Consider the following 25,043-nt stretch of genomic DNA (forward strand, 5'->3'; position numbering starts at 1 on the left):
ATTATGTAAGGGAAAACAATGGTGTGAATCAAGATAGTCTTGTTGTATTTCGATTAGATTGTCGCGATATATCGATGATGTATCGCGACAAATGGTGACTCATCACAGCACACTTATTTTAAGTTAATGCTCATGTTAGGGCCGCTAACGGCTTCTGAGTCAAACCAACGAGTGGTGATGGTTTTAGTTTCAGTGCAAAAACGCACCGCTTGCTTACCATAGGCGTGTTGGTCGCCATAGAAACTGCCTTTCCAACCGGTAAATGAGAAGAACGGTAATGGCACAGGGATAGGCACGTTAATGCCCACTTGACCCACTTCAATTTCATGTTGGTACTTACGCGCTGCGCCGCCTGATGCAGTAAAGATTGACGTGCCGTTGCCGTATGGGCTGTTGTTCACAAGCTCAATCGCATCGTCTAATGTTTCAGCTTCCATACAACACAGTACAGGGCCAAAAATCTCTTCTTTGTAAATGCTCATGTCGGTAGTGACATTGGTGAACATAGTTGGACCAACCCAGTTACCAGACTCATAACCTTCAAGGGTAAAGTCGCTACCATCGAGTAAGCAATCGGCACCTTCTGCTTTGCCCTGGGCGATGAGTTTTAACACGCGCTCTTTGGCTGCAGGGCTGATGACAGGGCCGTAAGCGGCGTCTTTGTCATCCCATAAACCTGGACGCACTTTGGCAAGCGCCTCTTTTAACTCAGGGATCCACTCTTTAGCTTTACCGACAAATACTGCCACTGAAATGGCCATACAGCGTTGACCTGCAGCGCCAACCGAAGCGCCGACCATGTTGTTGATCACTTGCTGCTTGTTTGCATCAGGCATGATCACGCAGTGGTTTTTAGCACCCGCAAAGGCTTGCACACGTTTTAGATTGTCAGTACCTGTTTTATAAATGTATTGACCAACGCCCACTGAACCGACAAATGAAATCGCTTTAATGGCTGGATCTCTTAACAAAATATCAACGGCGGTTTTGTCGCCATGAATAAGCTGCAACACGCCTTTTGGCGCACCCGCTTCAACAAACAATTCAACTAAACGCTGTGGCGTCATTGGATCTTGTTCAGACGGTTTTAAAATAAAGGTGTTACCGCAGGCAATCGATAACGGGAACATCCATAATGGGATCATGGCAGGAAAGTTAAACGGGGTAATACCCGCACACACGCCAAGCGGTTGTGTATAGCTGTAGGTATCGATATTACGCGCGACGTTTTCAACGGTTTCGCCCATCATTAACGATGCAACATTACAGGCATGCTCAGCGACTTCAATGCCGCGCCATACATCGCCTTTAGCGTCTTCAAATGTTTTACCGGTTTCTTGCGCCAAAATGGTCGCTAATTCGTCGTGATGTTCTTTGAGCAAATGTTGGTAACGCAACATGACGCGCGCACGCTCAGACACAGGCACTTCTTTCCAGGTCTTAAACGCTTCTTTGGCGCTGTGAATAGCCAATTCGACTTCTGCTGTTGTCGCGCAATTAATTTTTGCGATAACGCTGTTATTAGCTGGGTTGGTCACATCGATATTGCGATCGCCGCTGCCAAAAGTGAATTCGCCATCAATGTAATGCTTAACTTGTGTGATCATGTTGCTTCCCTCGATCCTTGAATATCGTTAGTGAGCTAGGCCCACTCGTATTGAGTGACTGCACAGGTGATGCGATTATTTTGCTTGTCAGTCTCACATGTTATGTGGCTGCATTTGCCTCTACCTGTACAGTGGTCTTGTCGAACTTAATCTTTTTAAACTTAGTCTTACATAGTCTTGTCTAATTTAATCTTGTCTAGCTTAATCTTGTCTAGCTTGCTTAAACCTCAATCGCCATGGCTGTGGCTTCGCCGCCGCCAATACAAAGCGAGGCAACACCACGCTTAAGCCCTTGAGCTTTTAACGCATAAATCAATGTGACTAACAAACGTGCGCCCGAACAACCAATTGGATGACCTAAAGCACATGCACCGCCGTTAATGTTGACTTTGTTGGCGTCTAACCCTAACTCAGATATTGCTAGCATGGTCACCATGGCAAATGCTTCGTTAATTTCATAAAGGTCGACGTCATCTTTGCTCCACTGCACTTTTTCGAACAGTTTTTGCATTGCGCCTACTGGAGCCGTTGTGAACAACGATGGTTCTTGTGAGTGGGTGGTGTGGCCTTTAATGGTGGCCATAACGGTTAAACCTAATTCGCTTGCTTTAGCGCGAGTCATTAACATTAATGCTGCGGCGCCATCTGAAATTGAACTTGAGTTAGCTGCGGTAATGGTGCCGTCTTTGGTAAATGCTGGGCGTAACGTGGGGATTTTTTCAGGGCGGGCATTACCCGGCTGTTCATCTATCTCAACCGTCACGTCGCCACGACGGGTACTTATGGTGACAGGCACGACTTCGTCTTTAAATGCGCCAGAGTTAATCGCTGCATTGGCTTTTTCGAGTGAGCTTAATGCAAAAGCATCCATTTGCTCACGCGTTAGGCCAAAGTCATCGGCAGTTTTCTGGGCAAAAGTGCCCATTGCACCGCCGGTATAAGCATCTTCAAGACCATCTAAAAACATATGGTCCATTACTTTGCCATGGCCCATACGCATCCCACCACGGGCTTTGTCGAGTAAGTATGGCGCTTGGCTCATGCTTTCCATGCCGCCCGCAACAACCACTTGGCTGCTGCCAGCTTTAATTAAATCGTGCGCTAACATCACGGTTTTCATACCTGAGCCACACACTTTGTTTACTGTTGTTGCGCCAACGCTTAATGGCAAGCCTGCACCCAATGTTGCCTGTCGAGCGGGTGCTTGACCCAACCCCGCGGGCAATACACAGCCCATTAGCACTTCATCTACGCTGTCGCCGCTTATGCCAGTTTGTGCCAAAAGGCCTTTAATCGCGGCAGCCGCTAATACTGGAGAAGCGACCTCAGACAGTGCACCCTGAAACCCACCCATTGGTGTACGTTTCGCGGCAACAATAACGATATCTTGACCTGTTTGCTCTGTACTCATAACCACTCCAATTTTGTACGCATAGAAAATATCAAAAACAATATCACACCACTTTGACGTTGACGCTAACGTAAAGCAAGTAAAAAATGGTCAAAAATGTGATGTTAATCAGATGCGGTTGTCATTGCAGATTTACACTTGATAGAAAACGAGATGAAATTCTAGATAACATTCTGTTTATATTGATATAAAATACAGGCCACCTTGGTCGCGCTAGTGATTATAGCCAAGGTTAAACTTTAGTCTACTGAGGTTTATAATAAGAGGTTATTGTGGTTAAAAACAAAAAAAGCCGCGATACCTTAAGGTATGACGGCTTTTGGATTATGAGTGGCTGATTATGGTTTTTTGTTTTCCCATGGTGTTTTTGCGCTCATGTCGTTTAAGTCATACGGCGTTAACTGATACACATAATAATTAAGCCAATTACTGACTAACAAACTACCATGGCTATGCCAACGCGCTATTGGGTCTTGAGCGGGGTCGTTATTACGATAGTAGTTTTGCGGAATGTCTGGATTTAATCCCTGGCCTAAATCGCGAGTGTATTCATCGTTAAGGGTGTCTTTTTGATATTCAGGATGACCCATGACAAATAAATTACGATTGTCACGGCTGATCGCAATATAGGCACCGGCTTCATCAGACTCGGCCAACACTTCAACCTCTGGGTGTTGACGTAACTCTTCAACATTCATCTCAGCAAATCGTGAGTGCGGCGCATAAAATTCATCGTCAAAACCACGCAACAACGGGTGTGGGTCGCTGGTGCGACTGTGATTAAATACGCCAGAGCGTTTATTTTGCAGTAGCTGACGCTTTAAGCCATACAAATGATATAAGCCAGCATGAGCCGCCCAGCATAAAAAAAGTACCGAGGTGACATGATTTTGCGACCAGTCGATAATTTCGCGAATATGATCCCAGTACACCACATCTTTAAAATCGATTTGTCCAAGCGGTGCGCCGGTAATGATTAAGCCGTCATAATTGTTATGACGGACCTCTTCAAAATCACGGTAAAAAGTATTCATGTGGTCGACTGAGGTATGCTTTGATTCTTTGTCGTGAATACGCAGCAAATCAACTCCAACCTGCAATGGCGTATTACCCAACAATCGCAGCAATTGAGTTTCGGTCTCAATTTTGTTTGGCATTAAATTCAAGATCAGCACCCGCATCGGACGAATGTCCTGATTGGCGGCGCGGGTTTCAGACATCACGAAAATATTTTCTGACTCTAAAATACCTGCTGCGGGAAGATTATCTGGAATTCGAACCGGCATACGACTCACCTTTTTGGGTTAATTAAACACAGACCATGTGTGTAGTGATAAATAAATAGGCAACGTGCTGTAAATCAATATGTTTCACCGATCACAGTTTCAGCATTCTGCAAAAAAGCTAACTGAGCACACCAAGCTGATGTCGTTAGCGATACAGATTAACGCTAGACCTTGATAACACGCGATATAAGCAATAGTCACACAAGCACTCATTGATGTCATCAATCATACACAAGGATGTCTAGAAGTCTACACGTCTTAAGTTGAATTTTTTTCTCTCTTGTTATCAAACGAGGTTATTCCTATTATGAGCCATTGATAATCATGAGGTTAACTATGTCTGTCGCGACAGCAATGATCATTGGTGCAGGCTCTCAACTCAGCCAGGCGCTAGCCAAGCAATTATCGGCACAACAAGTGTCTTTAGTGCTTTTTGTGCATGACCCTGAATCACTCAAACAATTTGCTCAAAGCCTTCCTGGCGAGGTCAGCGTTTATCCGCTCGCCATTGACCAGCCACCAATGTTAATTGAACAGCTTAATCAAGCGTGGAAGCAACATAATGGCGCTCATTTAGTGATAGTGAACACTGGGGTAAACGAATACGACCCTACGCTACCCTGGTCTATTGACCAACAGGCTATTAACGTTAATGTAATGGGGTTTGCAGCGGCCAGCCAATGTGTTTTTAAATTGATGTGTGAGCAAGGCTACGGTCAATTAGCCGCAATTAACTCCATTGCAGGGCAACGCGGTGGTCCCAATGTGGCCTACCACGCCTCTAAAGCCTTTGCAGCAAATTACCTGCAAGGGTTGAGCATGCATGCACAGCGCTTAAAGTTGCCGGTAACGATTAGCGATATTCAATTAGGCTTATTTGATAAAGCGGTGCACTTAAATACTCAATTACTCCTGTCGCCCATTGATAAAGTGGCAACGCAAATACTAACCGCACTGAAAAAGGGAAAGCGCCGCGTATATGTCACTAAACGTTGGCGTCTTGTGGCATGGATAAACCGCATACTGCCCGAATATATTTATAATACTCGCCATTGGAAACCGAAAAAGAAACGCGGTTAACTTTACGCTTGGTTAATCTTGATGGCACAAAACAAAACAGGAACCTAAAAGGTTCCTGTTTTTGTCTCTACGATATCATACCAATTCTATTAATTATGTGACCAATCAGAGTCACTCAGATTGTTCAGTTTGAGGCGCATTGTTGAAATAATGGTATAAGTCGTTAGAAGGTATAACCGACGCTAATCATATAAACCCAAGGGTCGATATCGGTTTCAACCACCACATGATCTGCCCCCATATCAAAGCTCACATCTGTAGAAATTTGCGCATACCATACCGACGCGTTCACGAGCCATTTTTTATCAATCTGGTAATCAATCCCGACCTGCGCCGCAACACCCCAAGAGTTAGACATCGACAGATTATCTAGGCCTAAATCTTTGGCATCTTGATTAAAGTCATTGTCAAAAAAGTTAGTAAAGTTAACCCCTACCCCAACATATGGACGCAGTACAGACTGTGCATCACCAAAATAATACTGAGCAACTAATGTAGGTGGTAAGTGTTTAGCGTTCGCTATAACGCCTAACTCACCTAAGGACACATCATGGCTAAATGGCGTTGCTGCTAATAACTCAACGGCAATGTTGTCGGTCAGCATATAACCAAAGTTAAGGCCTAATTGCGTGTTGTTATCAACGGTAAACTCTGCGACACCAGCAACAACAGGACTTGATTCGTTAGGCGCTACCGTTGCACTACCCGCACGAACAATTATGTCACCCGCTTGATGCGCTGCAGCACCAAAAGATAAGCCAGCAGATAGTAATGATGCAGCAACTAAACCTAGGGTAATTTTCTTATTCATTTTCAAACTCCATGACAACAATAAATAGATGTAAGCCTGTAACATCCTTAACAATTGCCGCTAACCTACCTAAGTTATTCATTAACAATATTGATTTAGATCAATAAAATTGCACTACCCCTATTGAGGTAGCATATTGCATGTCTCGAGCTTGATTTAGATCACAAAACGATCAGCAAAATAGACTAAAGATGCATTTATAAGTTAGCTTATGCGATGAAGATCATGGGCTTATGGCTGAATGGAATGTAAATGTTGAAAACACATGATGCCATAGCAAATCGTCATATTGAGTGAATGTGATATGGCATGATTGGGTCATGCAACCATCGCTAACTAGCGAGTTAGCGATGGTTTGAAAGTGGGATTTAAACTGATAGCAAAAAACTAGCTGGCGTCGTGTTGTTGTTCTGGCGCTGCATCGGCAAAGGCGGCTAATTGATTACAAGCGGTATCAATACGTACGATGTTAGGAAAGTCATCAAGCGGGACATTAAAGCGCTTTGCATTGTAAACCTGTGGCACTAAACAAATGTCTGCCAAACTGGGTGTGTCACCGAAACAAAAACGGCCAGAATACTGGCTTAATTGCGCTTCTAACGCGGTAAAACCTACTGTTATCCAATGTTGATACCAACGCATTTTATCGGCATCAGACACGCCCATGTCTTTCACTAAGTATTGCAATACCCGTAAATTGTCTAACGGGTGGATTTCACACGCAATGGCTTGCGCCATGCCACGCACAATGGCGCGATGCTCAATATTACTCGGCAATAAGGCTTCCTCTGGATACTTTTCTTCGAGGTACTCAATAATGGCCAGTGATTGCGATAAATTAAGCTCGCCTTCTATGCCATCATCAACCAGAGTGGGAACTAAATGTTGGGGGTTAAGTTGATGGTAAGCCTGTGAATGCTGCTCTCCGCCATTATTAACCAAATGCACTGAAACCTGCTGTGCCGATAACTGCTTTATATTTAACGCGATACGCACACGATACGCTGCACTTGAGCGCCAATAACCATAGAGCTTCATGTTCTATCCTCTTTTTAGTTTTAGTTGTTTGTTTTACTTTTTAATTTGTTGAGCCATTAATAACAAAAAAGGCAATAACGATAATACGTTATTGCCTCCTAAAAAATACCGCGACAGAACCTTTACGCTTTATATTCAACGACTTTTTGGTCGATAGAACCAAAAATACTCACGCCATTTTCGTCAAACATTTCAATTCGTACTGTGTCGCCAAATTGCATAAACGGAGTTGATGCTTTGCCGTCGGCAATGATTTCTAGCATGCGTTTTTCTGCTAAACAGCTTGAACCGGCACTGCGGTCATAATTTGAAATCGTGCCAGAGCCAATAATCGCACCAGCACCTAATGGACGGGTTTTAGCCACATGCGACACTAATTGACTAAAGTTAAACGTCATGTCAACGCCTGCATTTGGGCGGCCAAATAACTCACTGTTTAAATGAGTCACCAGTGGCAAATGCACCTTGCTGTCTTGCCACTTGTCGCCTAATTCATCAGGCGTTATCGCAATCGGTGAAAACGCACTTGATGGTTTCGATTGGAAAAAACCAAACCCTTTACCGAGCTCACCTGGGATTAAGTTACGTAATGACACGTCGTTAACCAGCATTAATAGTTTGATGTGCTTAGCGGCATTGTCAGCCGATACACCCATGGCGACATCATCGGTGACAATGGCTATTTCTGATTCAAAATCGATACCGTATTCTTCGCTAGCCATTTCAATGTCGGCTTTAGGTGCAATAAAGCTGTCTGAGCCGCCCTGATACACTAATGGATCGGTCCAAAATGATTCTGGCATTTCAGCGCCGCGCGCTTTACGCACTAGCTCTACGTGGTTAACGTATGCACTACCGTCTGCCCATTGATAGGCACGCGGTAATGGCGATAAACAACGTGCTTCATCAAAAGCGATGGCGTTATCCATTTGACCGTCATTTAATGCTTCATATAATTCGCTTAACTGTGGATACAATAAATCCCATGCATCGAGTAATTGCTGCATTGTTTTAGCAATGGCAGGCACCGCTACCGCTTTGGTCAAATCTTTACTGACTAACATCAATTGGCCGTCGCGACGTCCGTTGTGATAACTTGCAAGTTTCATTATTGCTCCTAAATTCTGGGTGGCATCCGCGCTTGAGATCAATTGCATGAATGGCATTGTGCATTCATTTTGATCATAAAAAGCCGAAAAATCCTAACATGTGCGCCAAATCACGCGGTATTGAAATAAATCGTAATTTGTACATTATTATTTACAGACGATAAAAAGCCACTCTAACACTGGTTTACAGGATTAAAATGAGCAAAATGCCAGCAATTAGCTGGCATTAAATCGTTACATTACTTTTTCTTACTAATATTATAATCGCGCAGTTTATTGGCAATGGCGGTATGAGATACACCGAGTTTTTTCGCCAACTGTCGCGTACTTGGATATGCAGGATACAAACGGCGCAATAAACCCGATTCATACTCTTTCATGGCTTCGTCGAGTGTGCCTTCAAACTCTTCGTCGAAATAGCCAAAACCTTCGGCGTAAGACGGCAGTTTAAGCTGCTCTACGGTTAATTCAGTTGAACCATCCCACATCGATACTGCTCTAAAAATGGCATTTTTAAGCTGGCGCACGTTACCGGGCCAGGCATAAGTAAATAAATAGTCACGGCAATTGGCTGAAATACGACGCAGCGGGCTCGATAATTGCTGGCTGTAATGCTCTAAAAACATCTCGGTCAGTGGTATCACATCCACTTTGCGTTCACGCAGAGAGGGCATGTGATAACTCAACACATGGATGCGGTAATATAAATCTTCTCTAAACTCACCCGTTTGGCATAGTTCAGCAAGGTTTTTCTGGGTCGAGCAAATAATGCGAACATCGGCGCGCACTTCTACATCGCCACCGATACGTCTAAACGTGCCGTCTTGCAGCAAACGTAACAGCTTTACTTGCGCAGCTTTAGACATTTCGGCTATTTCATCTAAAAAGACTGTGCCGCCTTTAGCTTCTTCAAATAAGCCGCGTTTCACTACGGTACCGTTGGTGACAAAGCCAAATAATTCTTCTTCAGCCACACTGTCTGGCAATGCTGCACAGTTAATAGCAATAAACGGATGTTCACGGCGCATGCTGGCATCGTGACTGGCGCGGGCCATTAACTCTTTACCGGTACCAGTTTCACCAGTAATCAATAACGGAGCATCAAGCTGGGCCATACGCTTGGCTTGCTTTAATACGTCTTTCATTTTGTCGCTATTGGCTAATACATTGTCAAAACCCGTGGTTTGGTTTTGCAGTGCATTAAATTGTTTACCCACGCGGGCTGGAGATTTAAGTGAAATCACCGCACCGGCTAAAATAGTGGTGTCATCATCGTCGGGCAAATAAATCGGCAACATTTCAGCTAGGTATTCATTAGAATTAATTTGCACACGAGTGGCCTGGGCTAACACTGGGGTTTCGCTCATCCAACGGGCAAAGTTAAAGCCTTGCACCCAATGGTTTAATGATTCGTCAACCACTTCATGCTCTGCCATGCCGAGGGTTAATAGTGCTGACTCGTTAGCAATACGAATACGCCCTTTTGAATCAGTTGAAAAAACCGAATCTGGCAAAGTTTTCAATAATGTTTTTAAGGCGTAGTGCTCTTGTTCTGATGGCATAAAAGACACGGTACGCACATCATGTACACTTTCGACTTTACGGATTTGTGGCATCAGTTCACGCAAGGTTTCGAAACTGATTTCTGCAAATTGCAAAAATAGGAAACCTTTATTACTGGCATCAATGGCAATTAAGTTAATACCATGTTTTTCAAGCACAACGAGGATGTCTTTCGCTAAACCCACGCGATCAATACAGCTGACTTCCAAACGCATATGTAACGATTCCCTATTTATTAGTGTTTTGTGACGGAAATTTGTGACAACGTTAGAGGGATATTGCTTCGGTGGCAAGTGAAGTTTACAGTAGAATTGTAACAGACAGATTATTCAGCACATTACGTTAACGTAACATGCTGAAATCAATGTGATAATATCTAGTCTAACAACTGGTCTGTCTTGGCAGCCATAATGAAATCGTTTTTGTGTAAGCCTTTAATGGAATGCGACCACCAAGTGACGGTGACTTTGCCCCATTCGGTTAATATACCTGGGTGATGAAATTCCGCTTCAGCTAAATCGGCCAGTTTATTGGTAAAAGCCATAGCCAATTTAAAATTCTTAAATTTATACACCCGCTCTAACTGCATAATGCCGTCTCGCACCTCTACTCCCCAGTCAGGGATCATCCCGATAAGCTCTGCTAGCTCTGCATCGGTGACTTTAGGTGCATCTGCTTGGCATGCTTCACACTTCATCTCGGTTAATGCGCTCATTTGTACTCCTTGGCTTAATTTAGTTATGTGTTACTTGCAGCTTAATGAGCCCAATGCTCTGCTGCTCTTAATCGTTAACCCGCTTTGGCTTTAGGCTCAAATTTCGGTGCAAACATACCGAGTTGCTGAGCTTGAGTCACCATACTCATAATATCCATACGAGCAATTTCATCTAAGTAGTCAATATTTTCAATCACGTAATAAATCGGCTGCATAATATCAATTCGATAAGGTGTACGCAGCACGTCGAGTAAATCAAACGGTTTACGCTCAGGTTTATCGCTTAATGCATACATGGTTTCACCGGGTGAACTTAAAATACCACCACCATAAATCTGTAAGGGTTCATCTTTAGCCTGCACTAGACCAAACTCGATGGTAAACCAATACAAACGCGCCAGGAACACTCGCTGCTCTTTGGTTGCGGCAAGACCTAGCTGGCCATACATATGCGAAAAGTTGGCAAACGATGGATTGGTCAATAACGGACAATGACCAAATATTTCATGAAAAATATCAGGCTCTTGCAGGTAATCGAACTCTTCTTTAGTGCGAATAAATGTCGCTACTGGAAACTCTTTATTGGCGAGCAATTCAAAAAAGCGTCCAAACGAAATTAATGCTGGCACCGCGGCCGTTTTCCAGCCTGTAGCTGCTAAAAGGACTTTGTCGATGTCGGGTAATTGCGGGATACGGTCAATCGACATTCCTAATGCATCTAAGCCATTAAGGTATGCGGGGCATGCGCGCCCGGGCATATTGGTCACTTGGCGCTGGTATAACTGCTGCCATAATTGATTCTCATGTTCAGAGTAATCAATGTAACCCTGGGCATCGGGTTGATGGGCAATATACTTTGTTGCTGCTGTCATAGGTTCCACTTTACGTAAACTTCACTCTCTACATAGTGTGCTAACGTTGTGCTTTTGTTAACTCCCTCACAGTTTATTGTGTGGTGATAATGCAGGGGTAATTGTAAACAAATACATACAAAGACCCATAATTGTCATCATTTTCAGCTGATAATTTTATGTTTATTGAACGCAATGAATGCACAGCCGACCAGTGATTTTTTATGGAGAATATCAATAATTTTGCTGGTACTTGAACTGTGATAATTTACAATGTAGACAGAACATGACTCATTTATTCACAGGACGATTAAACTATGGCAATTTTGGTAACCGGTGGCGCTGGCTATATTGGTACGCACACAGTCGTGGAACTGCTAAATGCTGGACAGGAAGTAGTCATCGTAGACAATTTATCAAATTCAAGTGTTGAAGCATTAGTGCGAGTTCGCACTATTACCGGTAAAGATGTGACCTTTTATCAAGGCGACATTCTCAATAAAGCACTGCTGCAAAAAGTCTTTGCCGATCACAGTATCGAATCAGTTATTCATTTCGCGGGCTTAAAAGCCGTTGGCGAATCTGTTGCAAAACCGCTTAAATATTACGAAAACAACGTTACTGGCACCATTATTTTGTGCCAAGTGATGGCGGAAAATAATGTTAAAAACCTGGTGTTCAGTTCATCTGCAACTGTGTATGGCGACCCAGCAAGTTTACCGATTAAAGAAGATTTCCCTACCGGTGCCACTAACCCTTATGGCCAATCTAAACTGATGGTTGAACATATTTTAGCGGATTTACATCACTCAGATAACACCTGGAACATCGCGCGTTTACGCTACTTTAATCCGGTTGGCGCACACGAAAGTGGCTTAATTGGTGAAGATCCAAATGATATTCCAAACAACTTAATGCCGTTTATTGCCCAGGTTGCTGTGGGGAAACGCGAGCAATTAAGTGTATTTGGCGATGACTACAACACGCCTGATGGCACCGGTGTTCGCGATTATATTCACGTGGTTGATTTAGCCGTGGGTCATTTACAAGCACTTAAAAAGTTACAAACCAAACCTGGTTTAGTCACTTACAACCTCGGCACAGGCATTGGCTACAGTGTGTTAGACATGGTTAAAGCATTTGAAAAAGCCTGTGGTAAAACCATTGCGTATCAAATCAGCCCTCGTCGCCCTGGCGACATTGCAGCTTGTTACGCCGACCCAAGTTTTGCCGCTGCACAATTAGACTGGCGTGCAACCCACAGTGTTGAAGACATGGCCGGCAGCAGCTGGAAATGGCAATCAAATAACCCTGATGGGTATAAATTACCAAACGCTTAACCATTTTTTGCTGCAGCTAATACTAATATTCGCTGCAGCAATGAATTCAAACCTATTCGAATAGAAATGCCCCTAATGGTTATAAATAGCCCAGTGCTCAACCATTATTGATTACAGCCAATGCTAATATGCACTGCGGCAACTAATACCAGCCTATTGACCGTCTATTGGAATATAAATGCCCCTGATGGGTATAAATTGCTAAGTGCTTAACAATTTTTTATTGCAGCTAATGCTAATATGCACTGCAATAATGATTTAAAGCCTATTGACCGTTTATTGGAATCGAAATGACCCAAGGTATTAACCAAAGTCGCCGTAACCTCTTTAGCCGCCGCAAAACCAATGTGATCCGCCCGCCGTGGAGCAAACCTGAGCAAGCCTTTACTGATAATTGCACCCGTTGTGATAAATGCATTACTGCATGCGACACGCAAATCATTAAACGTGGTGAAGGTGGATTCCCTGAAATCGATTTCAGTAATGATGAGTGCACTTTTTGTAAACAATGTGTTGAGGTGTGCCCAGAACCGGTATTTGATACCTCTTTGGCACAACCATGGACTTATGTTGCCAGTATTAAAGACAGCTGCTTAACCGCTAAAGGTGTGTGGTGCCAAAGCTGTAAAGATGCCTGCGAACCGCGTGCGATTAGTTTTACCATGGCTGTTGGCCAAGTTCCAAAACCCGTAATTGATTTCAATGCCTGTAACGGTTGCGGCGCCTGCGTTTCACCTTGCCCGGCTGATGCAATTGCATTACTCACATCAGAGTAGATTACTGCTTTTTCCGAATTCAAGTTACTTAACACTATGCACAGTTTGTGGTGTTGTTAATTTGATTTTAACGTTATATTAGCCACCCCATTTAGCCTTAAGGGCACTAACATAAGAGCACTAAGATGTTTGGTCAAAAAAAGCCTGTCAATCCGTTGAGCTTTATCGCTCAAGAATGTCATTTAACTGGCAAGCTTATTTTTAGCGGTGATGTGTTAATTGCAGGCCATGTTAGTGGCGATATTCAAGCCCAAGGCAACGTGACGATAGAGCCTAGTGGTACGGTTGCAGGCGATATCTTATGCCGCGAGTTAATGATTGCAGGTCAACTGTCTGGCGAAGCACGCTGCAAAAAAATTACTTTACATGATCAAGGCGTGTTTGAAGGCGATGCATTTTGTGAAAACATTGAAATTTTAGATGGTGGCCAATTTTTAGGTTATCGCCATCGCGATCCGCTCTCAACCACAGCCGTCACTCAATAATCGTTAAGCGGTTTTATTGGTGCTAAAACACTGGCAAGTGTCATTAATGTTCAGCCAACTAACCTGCTCATTAGTATAAATATGATATGTGGGTTGCACTTTGTTTGGGTCATCAAGTGATGCTATCGATAAGGTGCAATACTGTGGATAATCCACATGACGATAGGTCATTGTGGTACCACATTGCTGACAAAAGCCGCGGCGAATATGAGCCGACGAAGCAAACTCTGTCACCTGCCCTTGCAACCATTTCACCTGTTCAATATTAAAATCCATCCAACTCATCACAACTGCACCAGTACTTTTTCGGCATTGGTTACAATGACAATGGTCAGCATCAAATGGCATGTCAGTCGTCTGGTAGCGTATTGCACCGCATAAACAACCACCTTGTAACACCATAGTCATTACCTCTTCGCACATTATTGAAATGGCTGCTTTGCAGAAATACTCGCTTGTTGTTGCCATTGGCGTAACAGACTCACAAACTCTTTGGGATCGCGATCGACACTGTCGATTGATAAATATAAGTGATAACCCAATTGCTCATTTAAGGTTTGGCAACGATGACCAAACATCGCTAACACGCCGCGATACCGGTCTCCATTTACCACTAGCGGCGTATATTCAACGCCTAAATACCCTTCTAGACTTTGTAAATCTTCATCTTGCGTTGCTGCGGTCATCAACAGTGGCCGCTGCTCGGTTAATAAACCAGTAGCTAAACGTGGCGAAATACAATCTAAAATCGGATTGATTTTTTTAAGTTTAACGCCAATATAAGGTAGTTCTATTAATTCCATGCTTTGATTTACGCGCACATTATCAAGGCGTTGAATGTTATCCCATTCAATAAACACCTGACCGCGACGGTGAAAAAACGCCACACCTTCGGCAGTAAACTTAAAACTGACCGCTGGCTGGTACACTTTAGCCACACCTAAAATTAAGCTGACTGAACCAAGCGCAAAAAACATCATGCCCAGCGCAAACAAGCTGCCAAAACCAATAAAAACAATCAAGCTTGTTAACAGGCTAACCGCACCAAGTATGGTTAAGGTAATACCATTACGTTTTGAAAAAGGACTGATCAATAGCTCATCGGTCATTTACTTTGTCTCCTTGGGGATCGGTAGTGCAGATAACCCTTTAATCTGTAGCCAAAGCATACCGACATACTCATGAATTGAACGCTGCGACGCTAATAATTGGTCTGCATCTAAACGCCACCAAAAGCTTTGAGAAGCAATAAAGTCTGTGGGCGCAGCCTGTGGTTGCAAGCCTAATTGGGTAAAAATGGCCATTGCTCGAGGCATATGTGTCGCCGAGGTCACTAACTTAAAAGGTTGCTGGCCAATCAACTGTTGTAATGCGTATGCTTCTTCAATGGTGTCTTTGGGCTGGCCAAACTTAACAATACGAGCCGGATTAACCCCAAGCTCAATTGCGGCTTTAGCCATTATGCTGGCATGCGGTGTTGGTTGTTGGCCGCCACTGTAGCCACTTACCACTAGGGTACAATCTTGTCCCAAACTCAGCTGCCTTAGCCCTTCACTTAAGCGCGCTAATGCGGTGGCAGATAGCTGCTGCACCGCGGTTAGGCCTGGCTTTTCAATATTACCCGAGCCTAATACCATTACCACACAGGCTTCTGTCATCACTTGATTATTGGCAGCGTAACGCGACTCTAGTGAGTCGGTTAACCAATAACTGACTTGCGATTGGCTACACAATAACAACACAGAGGTTGCAAGTACGAGTGTGACCTTGCCCAACGACAACAGCGATTGACGCTGACTGCGCCACAACAACCACGCAATTAATAGCAATAAAACGGTTAACGGAATGGGCATCACTAATTGCGACAAGACTTTTTTTAACCAAAACATCAATGATTCACTCAATCTATATTCAGTCAGTTATCCCGACTCATATTCTAATATTGGCGCTAGTGTAACTTAGTCTGCACAAAACAAAAACGGCACTATAAAGTGCCGTTAAATGTTATATCAAACTGGGTAAAACTACTTTTCGTCTTTGCCCCACAGCCACGCTGCGCCGCGAACACCCGATGATGCACCAAATTTATTTTTAACCACTTGCGTACCACATTCGCGGCCAACCACATATTTAGGCAATATTTTAGGCAACTCAGTATAAATTGCTTCAATATTTGATACGCCGCCACCAAGTACAATCATGTCAGGGTCCATCATATTAATCACATGAGCCAATGAGCGTGCTAAACGGTCGATGTAACGCTCAAATGCTGCAGTGGCTAGCGGATCGCCTTGTTGCATCATTTCAGAAATTTGAATACCACTGGTAGCATCGCCACCCGCTTCACGAAAATCGCGTATAAAGCCGGTGCCAGAAATAAAGGTTTCAATACAATCGCGGTTACCACAAAAACACGAGGTGGTATTAAATTCATCAGCGGTCATCCAAGGTAATGGGTTATGACCCCATTCGCCGCCAATACCATTGCCGCCACCATGTACTCGGCCATTAATGGCAACACCTGCACCACAGCCGGTACCAATAATACCGCCAAATACCACACCTTTACCTGCCGCTGCGCCATCGACCGCTTCTGATACGGCAAAGCAGTTAGCATCATTAGCCACTCGCACTTCGCGGTGTAATACTTCGCTTAAATCTTTATCTAATGGATGGCCGTTAATCCAGGTTGAGTTTGAGTTTTTAACCAAACCAGTAAACGGTGATACCACGCCCGGAATACCGACACCGACAGAGCCGGTTTGCTTTGTTGCCGTTTCGGCATCTGCCACTAAGCTGACAATGGCTTCAATGGTGCCAGGATAGTTTTTTGGCGTTGGAATGCGCTTTCTGAATATTTCTGCACCGTCATTAGCTAACGCTACAATTTCAATTTTGGTACCACCGAGATCGACGCCCATGCGCATCATAACTTGTCACTCCATTTGCTTATTAATTGGGGTTCCATATTTTGGTTTGCACAGGCCGATAACATGAGTGTTATTTACGTGCAAACCATGCTGACGATGCAGCAATAAAATACGGATTTAAAATATTTTCTTTTTGGTTATATTCAAGCGGCGTCATTGCTGGATACGCTAATACTACGCCACCTGCACTTTCTAATACTGCTTGTGCGGCTGCGGTGTCCCACTCGCTGGTTAACCCCAGTCTTGGGTACACATCAGCTTGGCCTTCGGCCACCATACAAAACTTTAATGAACTGCCGACACTGAGCATTTGGTGTTCACCAATAGTCTGTAAATACTCAGCAACATCAGGACTGACATGTGAACGACTTCCGACCACGATAGCGGGCGATTGCAGTGCTCGATCACGAATATCTAATACTGATACTTGTCCGTTATGTTCAAGCCAGGCGCCTTGGCCAATCACCCCGCTATAGCATTTATTCAACACTGGGGCGTAAACAACACCGGCAATGGCTTTGCCATTGTGGATTAGCGCAATGTTGACGGTAAACTCGCCGTTACGCTTAATGAATTCTTTAGTGCCATCAAGTGGATCTATTAACCAATAGGTTTGCCAGGTTTGTCTTTCAGCCCAGCTAATGTCTGCAGCTTCTTCACTCATTACCGCAATATCGGCAAAGTGGCTGTTAAGCCCTGCAACAATCACATTGTGACTAGCAATATCCGCAGCAGTCACTGGGCTGTCATCTTGCTTAACTTCAATCCCTAAATCGGATTGAGCATATACCTGCATAATGGCGTCGCCAGCCTCTTTGGCAAGCACAACGATTTTTTGTAAATCTGCGGCTGTAAATGTAATGTTCGACAAATCAATTCCTTAAAAATTTATAGCGGTTCGATACCATTGATATACATTATGCCATCGTTCGCACTGTAAATTGATATATTCATTTCATCGTAGTTAATCCTAAAATTATTAACGCTTCTCTAGCCACTACAGCTCACTGATAGAACAAACTGTTACAACAATCTGTTACGAGAGTCTGTTACAACAATCTGATAACACTTTTTGGGTCTGCTGATACTAAGCTAAGCGCCACAAGCCTCAAAGCAAACAGTGCATCTTTGCATTCGTATTCAATGCTTTCTAAGAGAATGCTGCACATTGAAAAAGACGACTATTGCGTACTTTCAGTTAAGGTTTTACTGCTAACAATAACGGCATTTTTATTCATGGTTTCACATCCAGCGCCTGTGCTTGGCGATTGAGTACATTCATATACTCTGACGTAATCGACTAACATCGCTTGCGGAAACACCGCAGGGTCAATGCCTTTGTTATGCACATTCGCTGCCCAATCACCACCGACAGCAAGGTTTAATAACATGTAAAACCGCTGATTGAAGGGCGCATCATCTGGGGCGTTAACAAACTCGCCATTTTCATCGGCATATTGGCTATACCAGCCTGAGGATTGTTGCGTAGCAAAATGAACATCATCGACATACCAACGTATTTCACCTTGTTGCCATTCAATTGCATATACATGAAAGTCATCGGCTGGATTAATGCCATTAGGTAAGTGATATTCTTGCCCTGTATAGACATTATTAGGCCATTGTTTACCGTAGTGTAAGGTGCCATGAATAGCAGAAACAGGCGCTTCACCGTTGGCAACCACCTTGAGATTTACCGCTTCCATAATATCGATTTCGCCAGAACCCGCCCAGGGACCGTATACCCAATCGGTAGGAAGCATCCAAATAGCTGGCCAAGTTCCTTGCCCTTGAGGCAACTTCGCGCGAATTTCAAAACGGCCGTATTTCCAATCGCCTTTGTTTTTTGACACCAAACGTGCCGAGGTATAATCCAGTGTTTTCGATGTGTCATTGACATCATAACTCGGGTCAGCGCCATTGACCGCAGGGCCAGAAAAACGTTCTTTAATTGCTGTGATTGTCAGTAAGCCATCGGCCACAGAAGCGTTTTCAGTTCGGGCGGTATAACATTGTGCTTCATTATTTCCACCACCATAACAATCAACTGCAAAACTCCATTTATCAGCATTGACGTCATGTCCCTCAAACTCATCTTGCCATACCATTTTCCAGGCAGAAGAACCCAGACGGGTTGCACTATGAGTTTGGTTTTCAGTATCAACTGAATGACAACCCGAGAGAAAAAACGAGGCCAACGTTAAAGCCGTTACGCCTTGTAAAATTGAATGGTTGTTAGCAAAACGCTTCATTAGTTTACTCATGATGTTCAATACTTAACATAAGTTGAGCCAGACCGTACCTGTATATTTGAGGTCTGGTCTGGCTCTCTACACAGTTCACTTTTTACATTGAACCGTGTTTTCACTTGGCTGAGTATGGATCACCACATCACTGAAACTCACATCAACTTTATCGCTGGTCGCGAGATAGAACGGCATGGTGATTTTGCCAAAGTCCATTGGCTCGCTAGCAAAACACGCCAATGACACACTAACACTCTGCCACTCACCTAACTTGCTATTCACTTGCTGAGCAATATCGACCTGTTTACGGCAATCACCTTCACACGCCATGCCTAACCAAAGTGGCTTTTGCAATGATGATGTCGTCTTAATGCTTAACGTCAACGCTGAATCGCTGTTGCTGTAGGCTCTAAAGTCGCGTGGAAAGTTACTGATTAATCCAACGATCCCCTGCTCACTACCATTAAATGACACAAATCGAGCGTCTTCTTGTACGACACGGTCCATGGTGCGAATCGTTAACGCACTGTTTTGTGCGACGCTGCTCGACAAACCTTGGCGCTCTGCGCTATTGGCAATGTACATTGACCATGGTGACTTAACTGCACGCTCAAATAAGGCAAGATCAGAAGTGGTTTGTTCAGCAGATAAATTATCTTCAGACAAATTATCTAATGCCACTGCGCTACTGATATCAGATTGATAATTAAGGCCATAACCAAATGGGATAAGCGGTTTGTATTGTGCTTTAGCTTCAGCGGAGGCACTTGCTAACGGCACATTGACGGTTGTTTGCTGCGGTGTCGCAGGCCATGAAAATGATAATTTACCACCAAAGTCATGTTTGATTTTACCGTCTGCATCAGTGAATAACACATCTGCAATACCTTGACCTTCTGAACCAGGTAACCATGCTGCGACAAAGGCGTCCGATGCATTAAACTCGGCATTCACCCACATTGGGCGACCACTGATAAATACCGATACCACTGGAATACCTTGCGCTTTAAGCTGCTTTAGCAAGGCTAAATCGCGCTTGTCACCACGTTGATATTCAAGGTTATCAATATCACCATTGCCTTCTGCGTAAGGCTCTTCACCAAACACCACAATGGCCACATCTGGCTTTTGCTGTTCGGTCAATTCACCTGTTGCACTTAATATAGCCTGACCACCCGCCTGCTTAACCACTTGCTCAATACCTGAGTAAATTGACGTTGCGCCTGGGAAGTCGGCATTTTTATTGTCTGTACCCTGCCAGGTAATTGTCCAACCGCCAGACTGCTTACCGATATTGTCGGCTGCATCACCCGCAACCAAAACCGTTAACTTAGGTGAAAGCGGTAATACATTTTGATTGTTTTTCAATAACACCAATGATTCACGCACCGCTTGACGAGCAACATCTCGATGACTTGCTTGACCAATAAGCTCTGTTTTGCCCGATAACGGACGGTTAGCAGGGCTTGGCTTATCAAATAAACCGGCTCTTAATTTAACCCTTAAGATACGTGACACAGCATCGTCTAATCGAGCCTGGCTAATTTCGCCACTATTAACTTGCGCCACAGTGTTTTCAAATAATGGTTTCCACGCAGCCGTCGGCACCATAAAAATATCTAAGCCCGCATTCGCCGCCTGTGCGCACGACTCATTGGTACAACCTGGAATTTGTCCATGGCCATTCCAATCGCCCACCACAAAACCGTCAAAGCCCATGCGATCTTTTAATACATCAGTCAGTAAGTATTTATTGCCATGGTTTTTTTCACCGTGCCAGCTATTAAACGAGGCCATCACACTCTGTGCGCCTGCATTTAACCCACCAACATACCCTTGGGCATGCACATCAACGAGTGATTGCTCACTGGCGATGTTGTCGCCCTGGTCAATACCTTTTTCTGTGCCACCATCACCGATAAAATGCTTAACGGTTGACAGAACCCGTTGATCAGACAAAAAGTCGCCATTGACTGCGCCTTGTAAACCCTCAACAATAGCAAAAGCATAATCTCTTACAATACTTGGGTCTTCTGAATACCCCTCATAACTGCGGCCCCAGCGGTCATCCTGAACAACCGCAACGGTTGGTGCAAACACCCAATCAATGCCTGTTACCATGACTTCTTTGGCTGTAATCGCCGCAATCTGCTCAATTAATTTAGGATTATTGGCCGCACCCAACCCAATATTATGTGGAAATAACGTTGCCCCAATGACATTGTTGTGGCCATGCACTGCGTCAGTCCCCCACATCGTCGGGATATTGCTACCATCAACAGAGTCATCAACAGAGGCTTGATATAAGGTTTCAGCTAAAGCTATCCAGTCCGCTGGCGTGGCGTGCTTATCGTTATTAGGGTAAGACCCGCCACCATTAAGGTATGATCCAAAACCGTACTTGCGCATATCTTCAACGGTGATGTCGCGAATTTCAGGCTGGATCATCTGCGCCACTTTTTGCTCTACCGTCATCTTGCTCACCAAGGTGGCAATTTTAGCTTCGAGCTCAACATCTTTGGCAATAGCAGGTGTCAGTGCTGGCCATAAATCAATACCAGACTTAGCGACAACTTCAGCGGGTTTAGTGTCGACAACCGCTTTTACATCTTTGCTTTGTTCAACTTGTTTTGCATCACTGCACCCGCTTAGCGATAACAATACCGCCAAACTTAGCGTGCTTAATTTTGTCGTCATGGTTGTCGATTTAAAAGCGACAATCGGGTTATTCGTGTTCATGTAATTTCCTTATCCTTGCTGCTGTGCATTAAATGTTGGACGCGTTGCATTGCAGCCCACTAAACCGTAATAACCAATGAAACCATAACAAACTAGCGGCACAATAAATGCTAACTGAATGCCTAAACTGTCGGCTAAAACACCTTGTAAAAGCGGTAGTACAGCGCCGCCGACAATCGCTAAGCATAAAATACCTGAGCCTTGACTAGTATGTTGTTTTAAATCTTGTAACGCTAAACTGAAAATGGTTGGGAACATAATTGAGTTACATAACCCCACCAGCAATAATGCCCACATTGCCACACTGCCAACATTAAACATGGCGGCGACAATCAACACGCAAGCACACAGCGCGTTAAAGGCTAACACTTTACCCGCTTTAATTTTTTGCATAACACCCGCGCCAATAAAGCGGCCAACCATAGCACCACCAAAATAATAGGCGATATAATGCGCGGCTTGTGATTCAGATAAACCACCGATATCGTCTTGGGTTAAAAAGCTAATGAGAAAACTGCCAATGCCTACTTCGGCGCCGACATACACAAAAATCCCCACTGCGCCCAATACTAAATGCGGATACTTCCACGCGCTGCCGCCAGAATCTTTTTCAGTGCTTATCACTTTTTTGCCCAGTAACGGCAACTTTAACAACATAAAAATAAGCGCTAATACAAATAACGCACCAGCTAAAATTAAGTAAGGGGTTTGTACTGCACTGGCTTGTTGCTGCACCGATAACTGGCCAATGACCTCACCCACTTCGGTGATTTTCGCGTCATGTTCAACCGTCGATAAAATTAACCAGCTACCAAAGAAAGGAGCAACGGTTGTGCCCAATGAGTTAAATGCTTGAGTTAACGTTAAGCGAGAAGATGCCGTTTCAGCAGGGCCAAGAACACTCACATAAGGGTTAGCTGATACTTGTAAAATCGTAATACCAGATGCCAACACAAAAAAGGCGAACAAGAACATATTGTACGAGCCATAACTGGCTGACGGATAAAATAATAAACAGCCGACACAGGCAATAACCAGACCGGTAATAATCCCCTTTTGATAACCAATCTTACCCACTAATGCGCCCGCAGGAATCGACACAATAAAGTAAGCACCAAAAAAGCAAAACTGCACTAACATTGCTTGAGCATAATTAAGCTCAAACATATTTTTTAAGTAAGGAATTAAAATATCATTGAGGCAAGTTAAAAAGCCCCACATAAAAAACAACGAGGTTAACGCGACCAACGCAAAGCGAAAGTCTCCTAATTGATGAGTAGAATCACCGCCAGTGAATTCTGTTTGCTGTTGTGAAGTCGCCATGACATTCCCTATGTTATAAATCGTTATATTGGGTTGTTATCAATCGATATTATTGATTGCTACCACGCGGTAGCGACAAAATATGCCCATAAATCATTACCTCAGACCCTGGCCCAGTTAATGACTTCCCCTACAGACCTATTGTGAATAATTTGCAAAATCAATTATTGACCTTTGGATAATTAATCACTAATCTCAATGTAAGCGCTTTCATTTTTAACATATCGATAACTGATGTCAACGATTTTTAGCCAAACGAATAGAATTTTTCATCCTAGAGTCAATCGACATTAACCTGTTATCACGGGTGTTACAGCGCAAAAAACTTTCAATGATAAAGACTCAAACTCAATTAATGCGAAGTGAATAATTATATGAAAATAATGTTACCAACCAACTCGAAGATGCAGTCAACAGCATTCACCTATGGTGTAGCGACAGCTTCGTTTCAAATCGAAGGTGCAGCAGAGTCACGTTTAGCCTGTATTTGGGACACTTTTTGCGCCACGCCAGGCAAAGTACGTGATGGTTCAAATGGCGAGCAAGCTTGCGAGCACGTAAAGCTGTGGCGTGAAGATATTGATTTGATTGAGTCATTAGGCGTAGACGCTTATCGTCTGTCTATTTCATGGCCACGTGTACTGCACAAAGATGGCAGTTTAAATGCTCAAGGTGTGCAGTTTTATACTGATTTGTTAGACGAGTTAAATCGTCGCGGCATTAAACCGTTTGTGACCTTATACCACTGGGATTTACCACAACACATTGAAGACAATGGCGGCTGGTTAAACCGTGAAACAGCTTACCTATTTGCAGACTATGCCGACAAAATCACTCAAGCATTTGGCGACCGAGTATATTCTTATGCGACATTCAATGAGCCTTTTTGCAGTTCGTATCTAGGTTATGAAATTGGCGTACATGCACCTGGGTTAGCCAAAAAATCTTATGGTCGTCAATCGGCGCATCATTTATTGTTAGCCCATGGTTTGGCCATGAAAGTATTGCAAAAAAACAGTCCAAACACTGAAAACGGCATCGTACTTAATTTTACCCCTTGTTACAGTGCCACAGAGTCTGCCGAAGATGTACAAGCAGCCAGTAAAGCCGACCAGTATTTTAATCAGTGGTACATCAAACCATTGTTTGATCGCTGCTATCCAGAGATTATTAACGATTTTGCCCCTGAGGATATGCCAATAATCGAACAAGGCGACTTTGATATTATTGCGCAGCCTATCGACTTTTTAGGCATTAACTTTTATACCCGCGCCGTCTACAAAGCAGATGCAGTAACAGGCTTTAGCCAAATTGATATGGTTGATAATCCTAAAACCGATATTGGTTGGGAAATTTACCCACAATCATTCACTGATTTATTAGTCTCTTTGCATGCACTTTATCCATTACCGCCGATGTACATTACCGAAAATGGCGCCGCCATGGACGATAAATTGATTGACGGTAAGGTGGATGATCAAGACAGACTCGCTTATTATGATGCCCACTTAAATGCTGTGAATAACGCCATCGAACAAGGTGTTAATATTGTGGGTTACTTTGCCTGGAGCCTCATGGATAACTTTGAATGGGCCGAAGGTTATTTAAAACGTTTTGGCATTGTCTATGTTGATTATGACACCCAAAAGCGTACGCTAAAGTCGAGTGCGCATGCCTATAAAGACTTATTAGCTAACAGAAAATAACCTCCGACTGTTTAAGCCGTTCCTATG

Annotated in this window: 22 protein-coding genes; 5 read left to right on the forward strand and 17 right to left on the reverse strand. The window is 43.7% G+C overall.

What is annotated here, in order from left to right; genetic code table 11:
• Positions 1 to 113: 113 nt before the first annotated feature.
• The 3 genes from ACROAE_RS10190 to metA all read right to left on the reverse strand — a co-directional run bounded on the left by ACROAE_RS10190 (position 114) and on the right by metA (position 4,304).
• The gene (locus ACROAE_RS10190; RefSeq protein WP_432401362.1) at positions 114 to 1,607 is read right to left on the reverse strand and encodes a CoA-acylating methylmalonate-semialdehyde dehydrogenase; all 1,494 of its coding nucleotides are present in this window, start codon (positions 1,605 to 1,607) and stop codon (positions 114 to 116) included.
• Between the two features lie 220 nt (positions 1,608 to 1,827).
• Positions 1,828 to 3,018, reverse strand: a complete 1,191-nt coding sequence (locus ACROAE_RS10195) for a thiolase family protein (RefSeq protein WP_432401364.1) — start codon at positions 3,016 to 3,018, stop codon at positions 1,828 to 1,830.
• 338 nt (positions 3,019 to 3,356) lie between these two features.
• Positions 3,357 to 4,304 carry a homoserine O-succinyltransferase MetA gene (gene metA, locus ACROAE_RS10200; RefSeq protein ID WP_432401366.1) on the reverse strand — a complete coding sequence of 316 codons (948 nt, stop codon included), beginning with the start codon at positions 4,302 to 4,304 and terminating at the stop codon, positions 3,357 to 3,359.
• A 336-nt stretch (positions 4,305 to 4,640) separates the two neighbouring features.
• Here metA and ACROAE_RS10205 point away from each other — a divergent pair, with 336 nt between their 5' ends.
• Entirely contained in the window at positions 4,641 to 5,384 is a 744-nt protein-coding gene (locus ACROAE_RS10205) for an SDR family NAD(P)-dependent oxidoreductase (protein WP_432401368.1), read from the forward strand.
• 163 nt (positions 5,385 to 5,547) lie between these two features.
• Here the strand turns inward: ACROAE_RS10205 and ompW are convergent, their stop codons facing one another.
• The 6 genes from ompW to phhA form a co-directional block, all read right to left on the reverse strand.
• Entirely contained in the window at positions 5,548 to 6,195 is a 648-nt protein-coding gene (ompW, locus tag ACROAE_RS10210; RefSeq protein ID WP_432401370.1) for an outer membrane protein OmpW, read from the reverse strand.
• A 387-nt stretch (positions 6,196 to 6,582) separates the two neighbouring features.
• On the reverse strand, positions 6,583 to 7,233 hold the full coding sequence (gene maiA, locus ACROAE_RS10215; RefSeq protein WP_432401372.1) for a maleylacetoacetate isomerase: 651 nt from the start codon (positions 7,231 to 7,233) through the stop codon (positions 6,583 to 6,585).
• Positions 7,234 to 7,355: 122 nt separating this feature from the next.
• Positions 7,356 to 8,342 carry a fumarylacetoacetate hydrolase family protein gene (locus ACROAE_RS10220; RefSeq protein WP_432401374.1) on the reverse strand — a complete coding sequence of 329 codons (987 nt, stop codon included), beginning with the start codon at positions 8,340 to 8,342 and terminating at the stop codon, positions 7,356 to 7,358.
• 239 nt (positions 8,343 to 8,581) lie between these two features.
• The gene (gene tyrR, locus ACROAE_RS10225; protein ID WP_432401376.1) at positions 8,582 to 10,120 is read right to left on the reverse strand and encodes a transcriptional regulator TyrR; all 1,539 of its coding nucleotides are present in this window, start codon (positions 10,118 to 10,120) and stop codon (positions 8,582 to 8,584) included.
• A gap of 161 nt (positions 10,121 to 10,281) precedes the next feature.
• A complete protein-coding gene (locus tag ACROAE_RS10230; protein ID WP_123776978.1) occupies positions 10,282 to 10,620 on the reverse strand; it encodes a 4a-hydroxytetrahydrobiopterin dehydratase in 339 nt (112 codons plus the stop codon).
• 74 nt (positions 10,621 to 10,694) lie between these two features.
• Positions 10,695 to 11,492, reverse strand: coding sequence for a phenylalanine 4-monooxygenase (gene phhA, locus ACROAE_RS10235; protein ID WP_432401378.1), 798 nt, complete (start codon positions 11,490 to 11,492; stop codon positions 10,695 to 10,697).
• 296 nt (positions 11,493 to 11,788) lie between these two features.
• Between phhA and galE the strand changes: the two genes are divergently transcribed.
• From galE to ACROAE_RS10250, 3 genes are all read left to right on the forward strand, one after another.
• Positions 11,789 to 12,811 (forward strand): UDP-glucose 4-epimerase GalE, encoded by a 1,023-nt coding sequence (galE, locus tag ACROAE_RS10240; RefSeq protein ID WP_432401380.1) that lies wholly within the window; start codon positions 11,789 to 11,791, stop codon positions 12,809 to 12,811.
• A gap of 290 nt (positions 12,812 to 13,101) precedes the next feature.
• Positions 13,102 to 13,587, forward strand: a complete 486-nt coding sequence (gene napF / locus ACROAE_RS10245; RefSeq protein WP_432401382.1) for a ferredoxin-type protein NapF — start codon at positions 13,102 to 13,104, stop codon at positions 13,585 to 13,587.
• Between the two features lie 125 nt (positions 13,588 to 13,712).
• Positions 13,713 to 14,072 (forward strand): bactofilin family protein, encoded by a 360-nt coding sequence (locus tag ACROAE_RS10250; protein WP_432401384.1) that lies wholly within the window; start codon positions 13,713 to 13,715, stop codon positions 14,070 to 14,072.
• Between the two features lie 3 nt (positions 14,073 to 14,075).
• Here the strand turns inward: ACROAE_RS10250 and ACROAE_RS10255 are convergent, their stop codons facing one another.
• The 8 genes from ACROAE_RS10255 to ACROAE_RS10290 all read right to left on the reverse strand — a co-directional run bounded on the left by ACROAE_RS10255 (position 14,076) and on the right by ACROAE_RS10290 (position 23,310).
• Positions 14,076 to 14,474, reverse strand: a complete 399-nt coding sequence (locus ACROAE_RS10255; protein ID WP_432401548.1) for a GFA family protein — start codon at positions 14,472 to 14,474, stop codon at positions 14,076 to 14,078.
• A 20-nt stretch (positions 14,475 to 14,494) separates the two neighbouring features.
• A complete protein-coding gene (locus ACROAE_RS10260; protein ID WP_432401386.1) occupies positions 14,495 to 15,181 on the reverse strand; it encodes a DUF2982 domain-containing protein in 687 nt (228 codons plus the stop codon).
• Positions 15,182 to 15,961, reverse strand: a complete 780-nt coding sequence (locus ACROAE_RS10265) for a YdcF family protein (protein ID WP_432401388.1) — start codon at positions 15,959 to 15,961, stop codon at positions 15,182 to 15,184.
• Positions 15,962 to 16,096: 135 nt separating this feature from the next.
• Positions 16,097 to 17,002 (reverse strand): fructokinase, encoded by a 906-nt coding sequence (gene mak, locus ACROAE_RS10270; RefSeq protein ID WP_432401390.1) that lies wholly within the window; start codon positions 17,000 to 17,002, stop codon positions 16,097 to 16,099.
• Positions 17,003 to 17,072: 70 nt separating this feature from the next.
• The gene (gene cysQ / locus ACROAE_RS10275; RefSeq protein ID WP_432401392.1) at positions 17,073 to 17,873 is read right to left on the reverse strand and encodes a 3'(2'),5'-bisphosphate nucleotidase CysQ; all 801 of its coding nucleotides are present in this window, start codon (positions 17,871 to 17,873) and stop codon (positions 17,073 to 17,075) included.
• Positions 17,874 to 18,183: 310 nt separating this feature from the next.
• The gene (locus ACROAE_RS10280; protein WP_432401394.1) at positions 18,184 to 19,266 is read right to left on the reverse strand and encodes a glycoside hydrolase family 16 protein; all 1,083 of its coding nucleotides are present in this window, start codon (positions 19,264 to 19,266) and stop codon (positions 18,184 to 18,186) included.
• Between the two features lie 75 nt (positions 19,267 to 19,341).
• A complete protein-coding gene (locus ACROAE_RS10285; protein WP_432401396.1) occupies positions 19,342 to 21,987 on the reverse strand; it encodes a glycoside hydrolase family 3 protein in 2,646 nt (881 codons plus the stop codon).
• A gap of 9 nt (positions 21,988 to 21,996) precedes the next feature.
• The gene (locus tag ACROAE_RS10290) at positions 21,997 to 23,310 is read right to left on the reverse strand and encodes a sugar MFS transporter (protein WP_432401398.1); all 1,314 of its coding nucleotides are present in this window, start codon (positions 23,308 to 23,310) and stop codon (positions 21,997 to 21,999) included.
• 374 nt (positions 23,311 to 23,684) lie between these two features.
• Here ACROAE_RS10290 and ACROAE_RS10295 point away from each other — a divergent pair, with 374 nt between their 5' ends.
• Positions 23,685 to 25,016 (forward strand): GH1 family beta-glucosidase, encoded by a 1,332-nt coding sequence (locus ACROAE_RS10295; protein WP_432401400.1) that lies wholly within the window; start codon positions 23,685 to 23,687, stop codon positions 25,014 to 25,016.
• The last annotated feature ends 27 nt before the right edge of the window (positions 25,017 to 25,043 follow it).

The sequence above is a fragment of the Shewanella sp. MF05960 genome, from assembly GCF_050849305.1.
GTDB lineage: Bacteria > Pseudomonadota > Gammaproteobacteria > Enterobacterales > Shewanellaceae > Shewanella.

Excerpts from the sequence above, each read along its gene's own strand:
- ACROAE_RS10190 (WP_432401362.1), bottom strand. The coding sequence starts at position 1,607 with ATGATCACACAAGTTAAGCATTACATTGATGGCGAATTCACTTTTGGC.
- ACROAE_RS10195 (WP_432401364.1), bottom strand. The coding sequence starts at position 3,018 with ATGAGTACAGAGCAAACAGGTCAAGATATCGTTATTGTTGCCGCGAAA.
- metA (WP_432401366.1), bottom strand. The coding sequence starts at position 4,304 with ATGCCGGTTCGAATTCCAGATAATCTTCCCGCAGCAGGTATTTTAGAG.
- ACROAE_RS10205 (WP_432401368.1), top strand. The coding sequence starts at position 4,641 with ATGTCTGTCGCGACAGCAATGATCATTGGTGCAGGCTCTCAACTCAGC.
- ompW (WP_432401370.1), bottom strand. The coding sequence starts at position 6,195 with ATGAATAAGAAAATTACCCTAGGTTTAGTTGCTGCATCATTACTATCT.
- maiA (WP_432401372.1), bottom strand. The coding sequence starts at position 7,233 with ATGAAGCTCTATGGTTATTGGCGCTCAAGTGCAGCGTATCGTGTGCGT.
- ACROAE_RS10220 (WP_432401374.1), bottom strand. The coding sequence starts at position 8,342 with ATGAAACTTGCAAGTTATCACAACGGACGTCGCGACGGCCAATTGATG.
- tyrR (WP_432401376.1), bottom strand. The coding sequence starts at position 10,120 with ATGCGTTTGGAAGTCAGCTGTATTGATCGCGTGGGTTTAGCGAAAGAC.
- ACROAE_RS10230 (WP_123776978.1), bottom strand. The coding sequence starts at position 10,620 with ATGAGCGCATTAACCGAGATGAAGTGTGAAGCATGCCAAGCAGATGCA.
- phhA (WP_432401378.1), bottom strand. The coding sequence starts at position 11,492 with ATGACAGCAGCAACAAAGTATATTGCCCATCAACCCGATGCCCAGGGT.
- galE (WP_432401380.1), top strand. The coding sequence starts at position 11,789 with ATGGCAATTTTGGTAACCGGTGGCGCTGGCTATATTGGTACGCACACA.
- napF (WP_432401382.1), top strand. The coding sequence starts at position 13,102 with ATGACCCAAGGTATTAACCAAAGTCGCCGTAACCTCTTTAGCCGCCGC.
- ACROAE_RS10250 (WP_432401384.1), top strand. The coding sequence starts at position 13,713 with ATGTTTGGTCAAAAAAAGCCTGTCAATCCGTTGAGCTTTATCGCTCAA.
- ACROAE_RS10255 (WP_432401548.1), bottom strand. The coding sequence starts at position 14,474 with ATGGTGTTACAAGGTGGTTGTTTATGCGGTGCAATACGCTACCAGACG.
- ACROAE_RS10260 (WP_432401386.1), bottom strand. The coding sequence starts at position 15,181 with ATGACCGATGAGCTATTGATCAGTCCTTTTTCAAAACGTAATGGTATT.
- ACROAE_RS10265 (WP_432401388.1), bottom strand. The coding sequence starts at position 15,961 with ATGTTTTGGTTAAAAAAAGTCTTGTCGCAATTAGTGATGCCCATTCCG.
- mak (WP_432401390.1), bottom strand. The coding sequence starts at position 17,002 with ATGATGCGCATGGGCGTCGATCTCGGTGGTACCAAAATTGAAATTGTA.
- ACROAE_RS10280 (WP_432401394.1), bottom strand. The coding sequence starts at position 19,266 with ATGAGTAAACTAATGAAGCGTTTTGCTAACAACCATTCAATTTTACAA.
- ACROAE_RS10285 (WP_432401396.1), bottom strand. The coding sequence starts at position 21,987 with ATGAACACGAATAACCCGATTGTCGCTTTTAAATCGACAACCATGACG.
- ACROAE_RS10290 (WP_432401398.1), bottom strand. The coding sequence starts at position 23,310 with ATGGCGACTTCACAACAGCAAACAGAATTCACTGGCGGTGATTCTACT.
- ACROAE_RS10295 (WP_432401400.1), top strand. The coding sequence starts at position 23,685 with ATGAAAATAATGTTACCAACCAACTCGAAGATGCAGTCAACAGCATTC.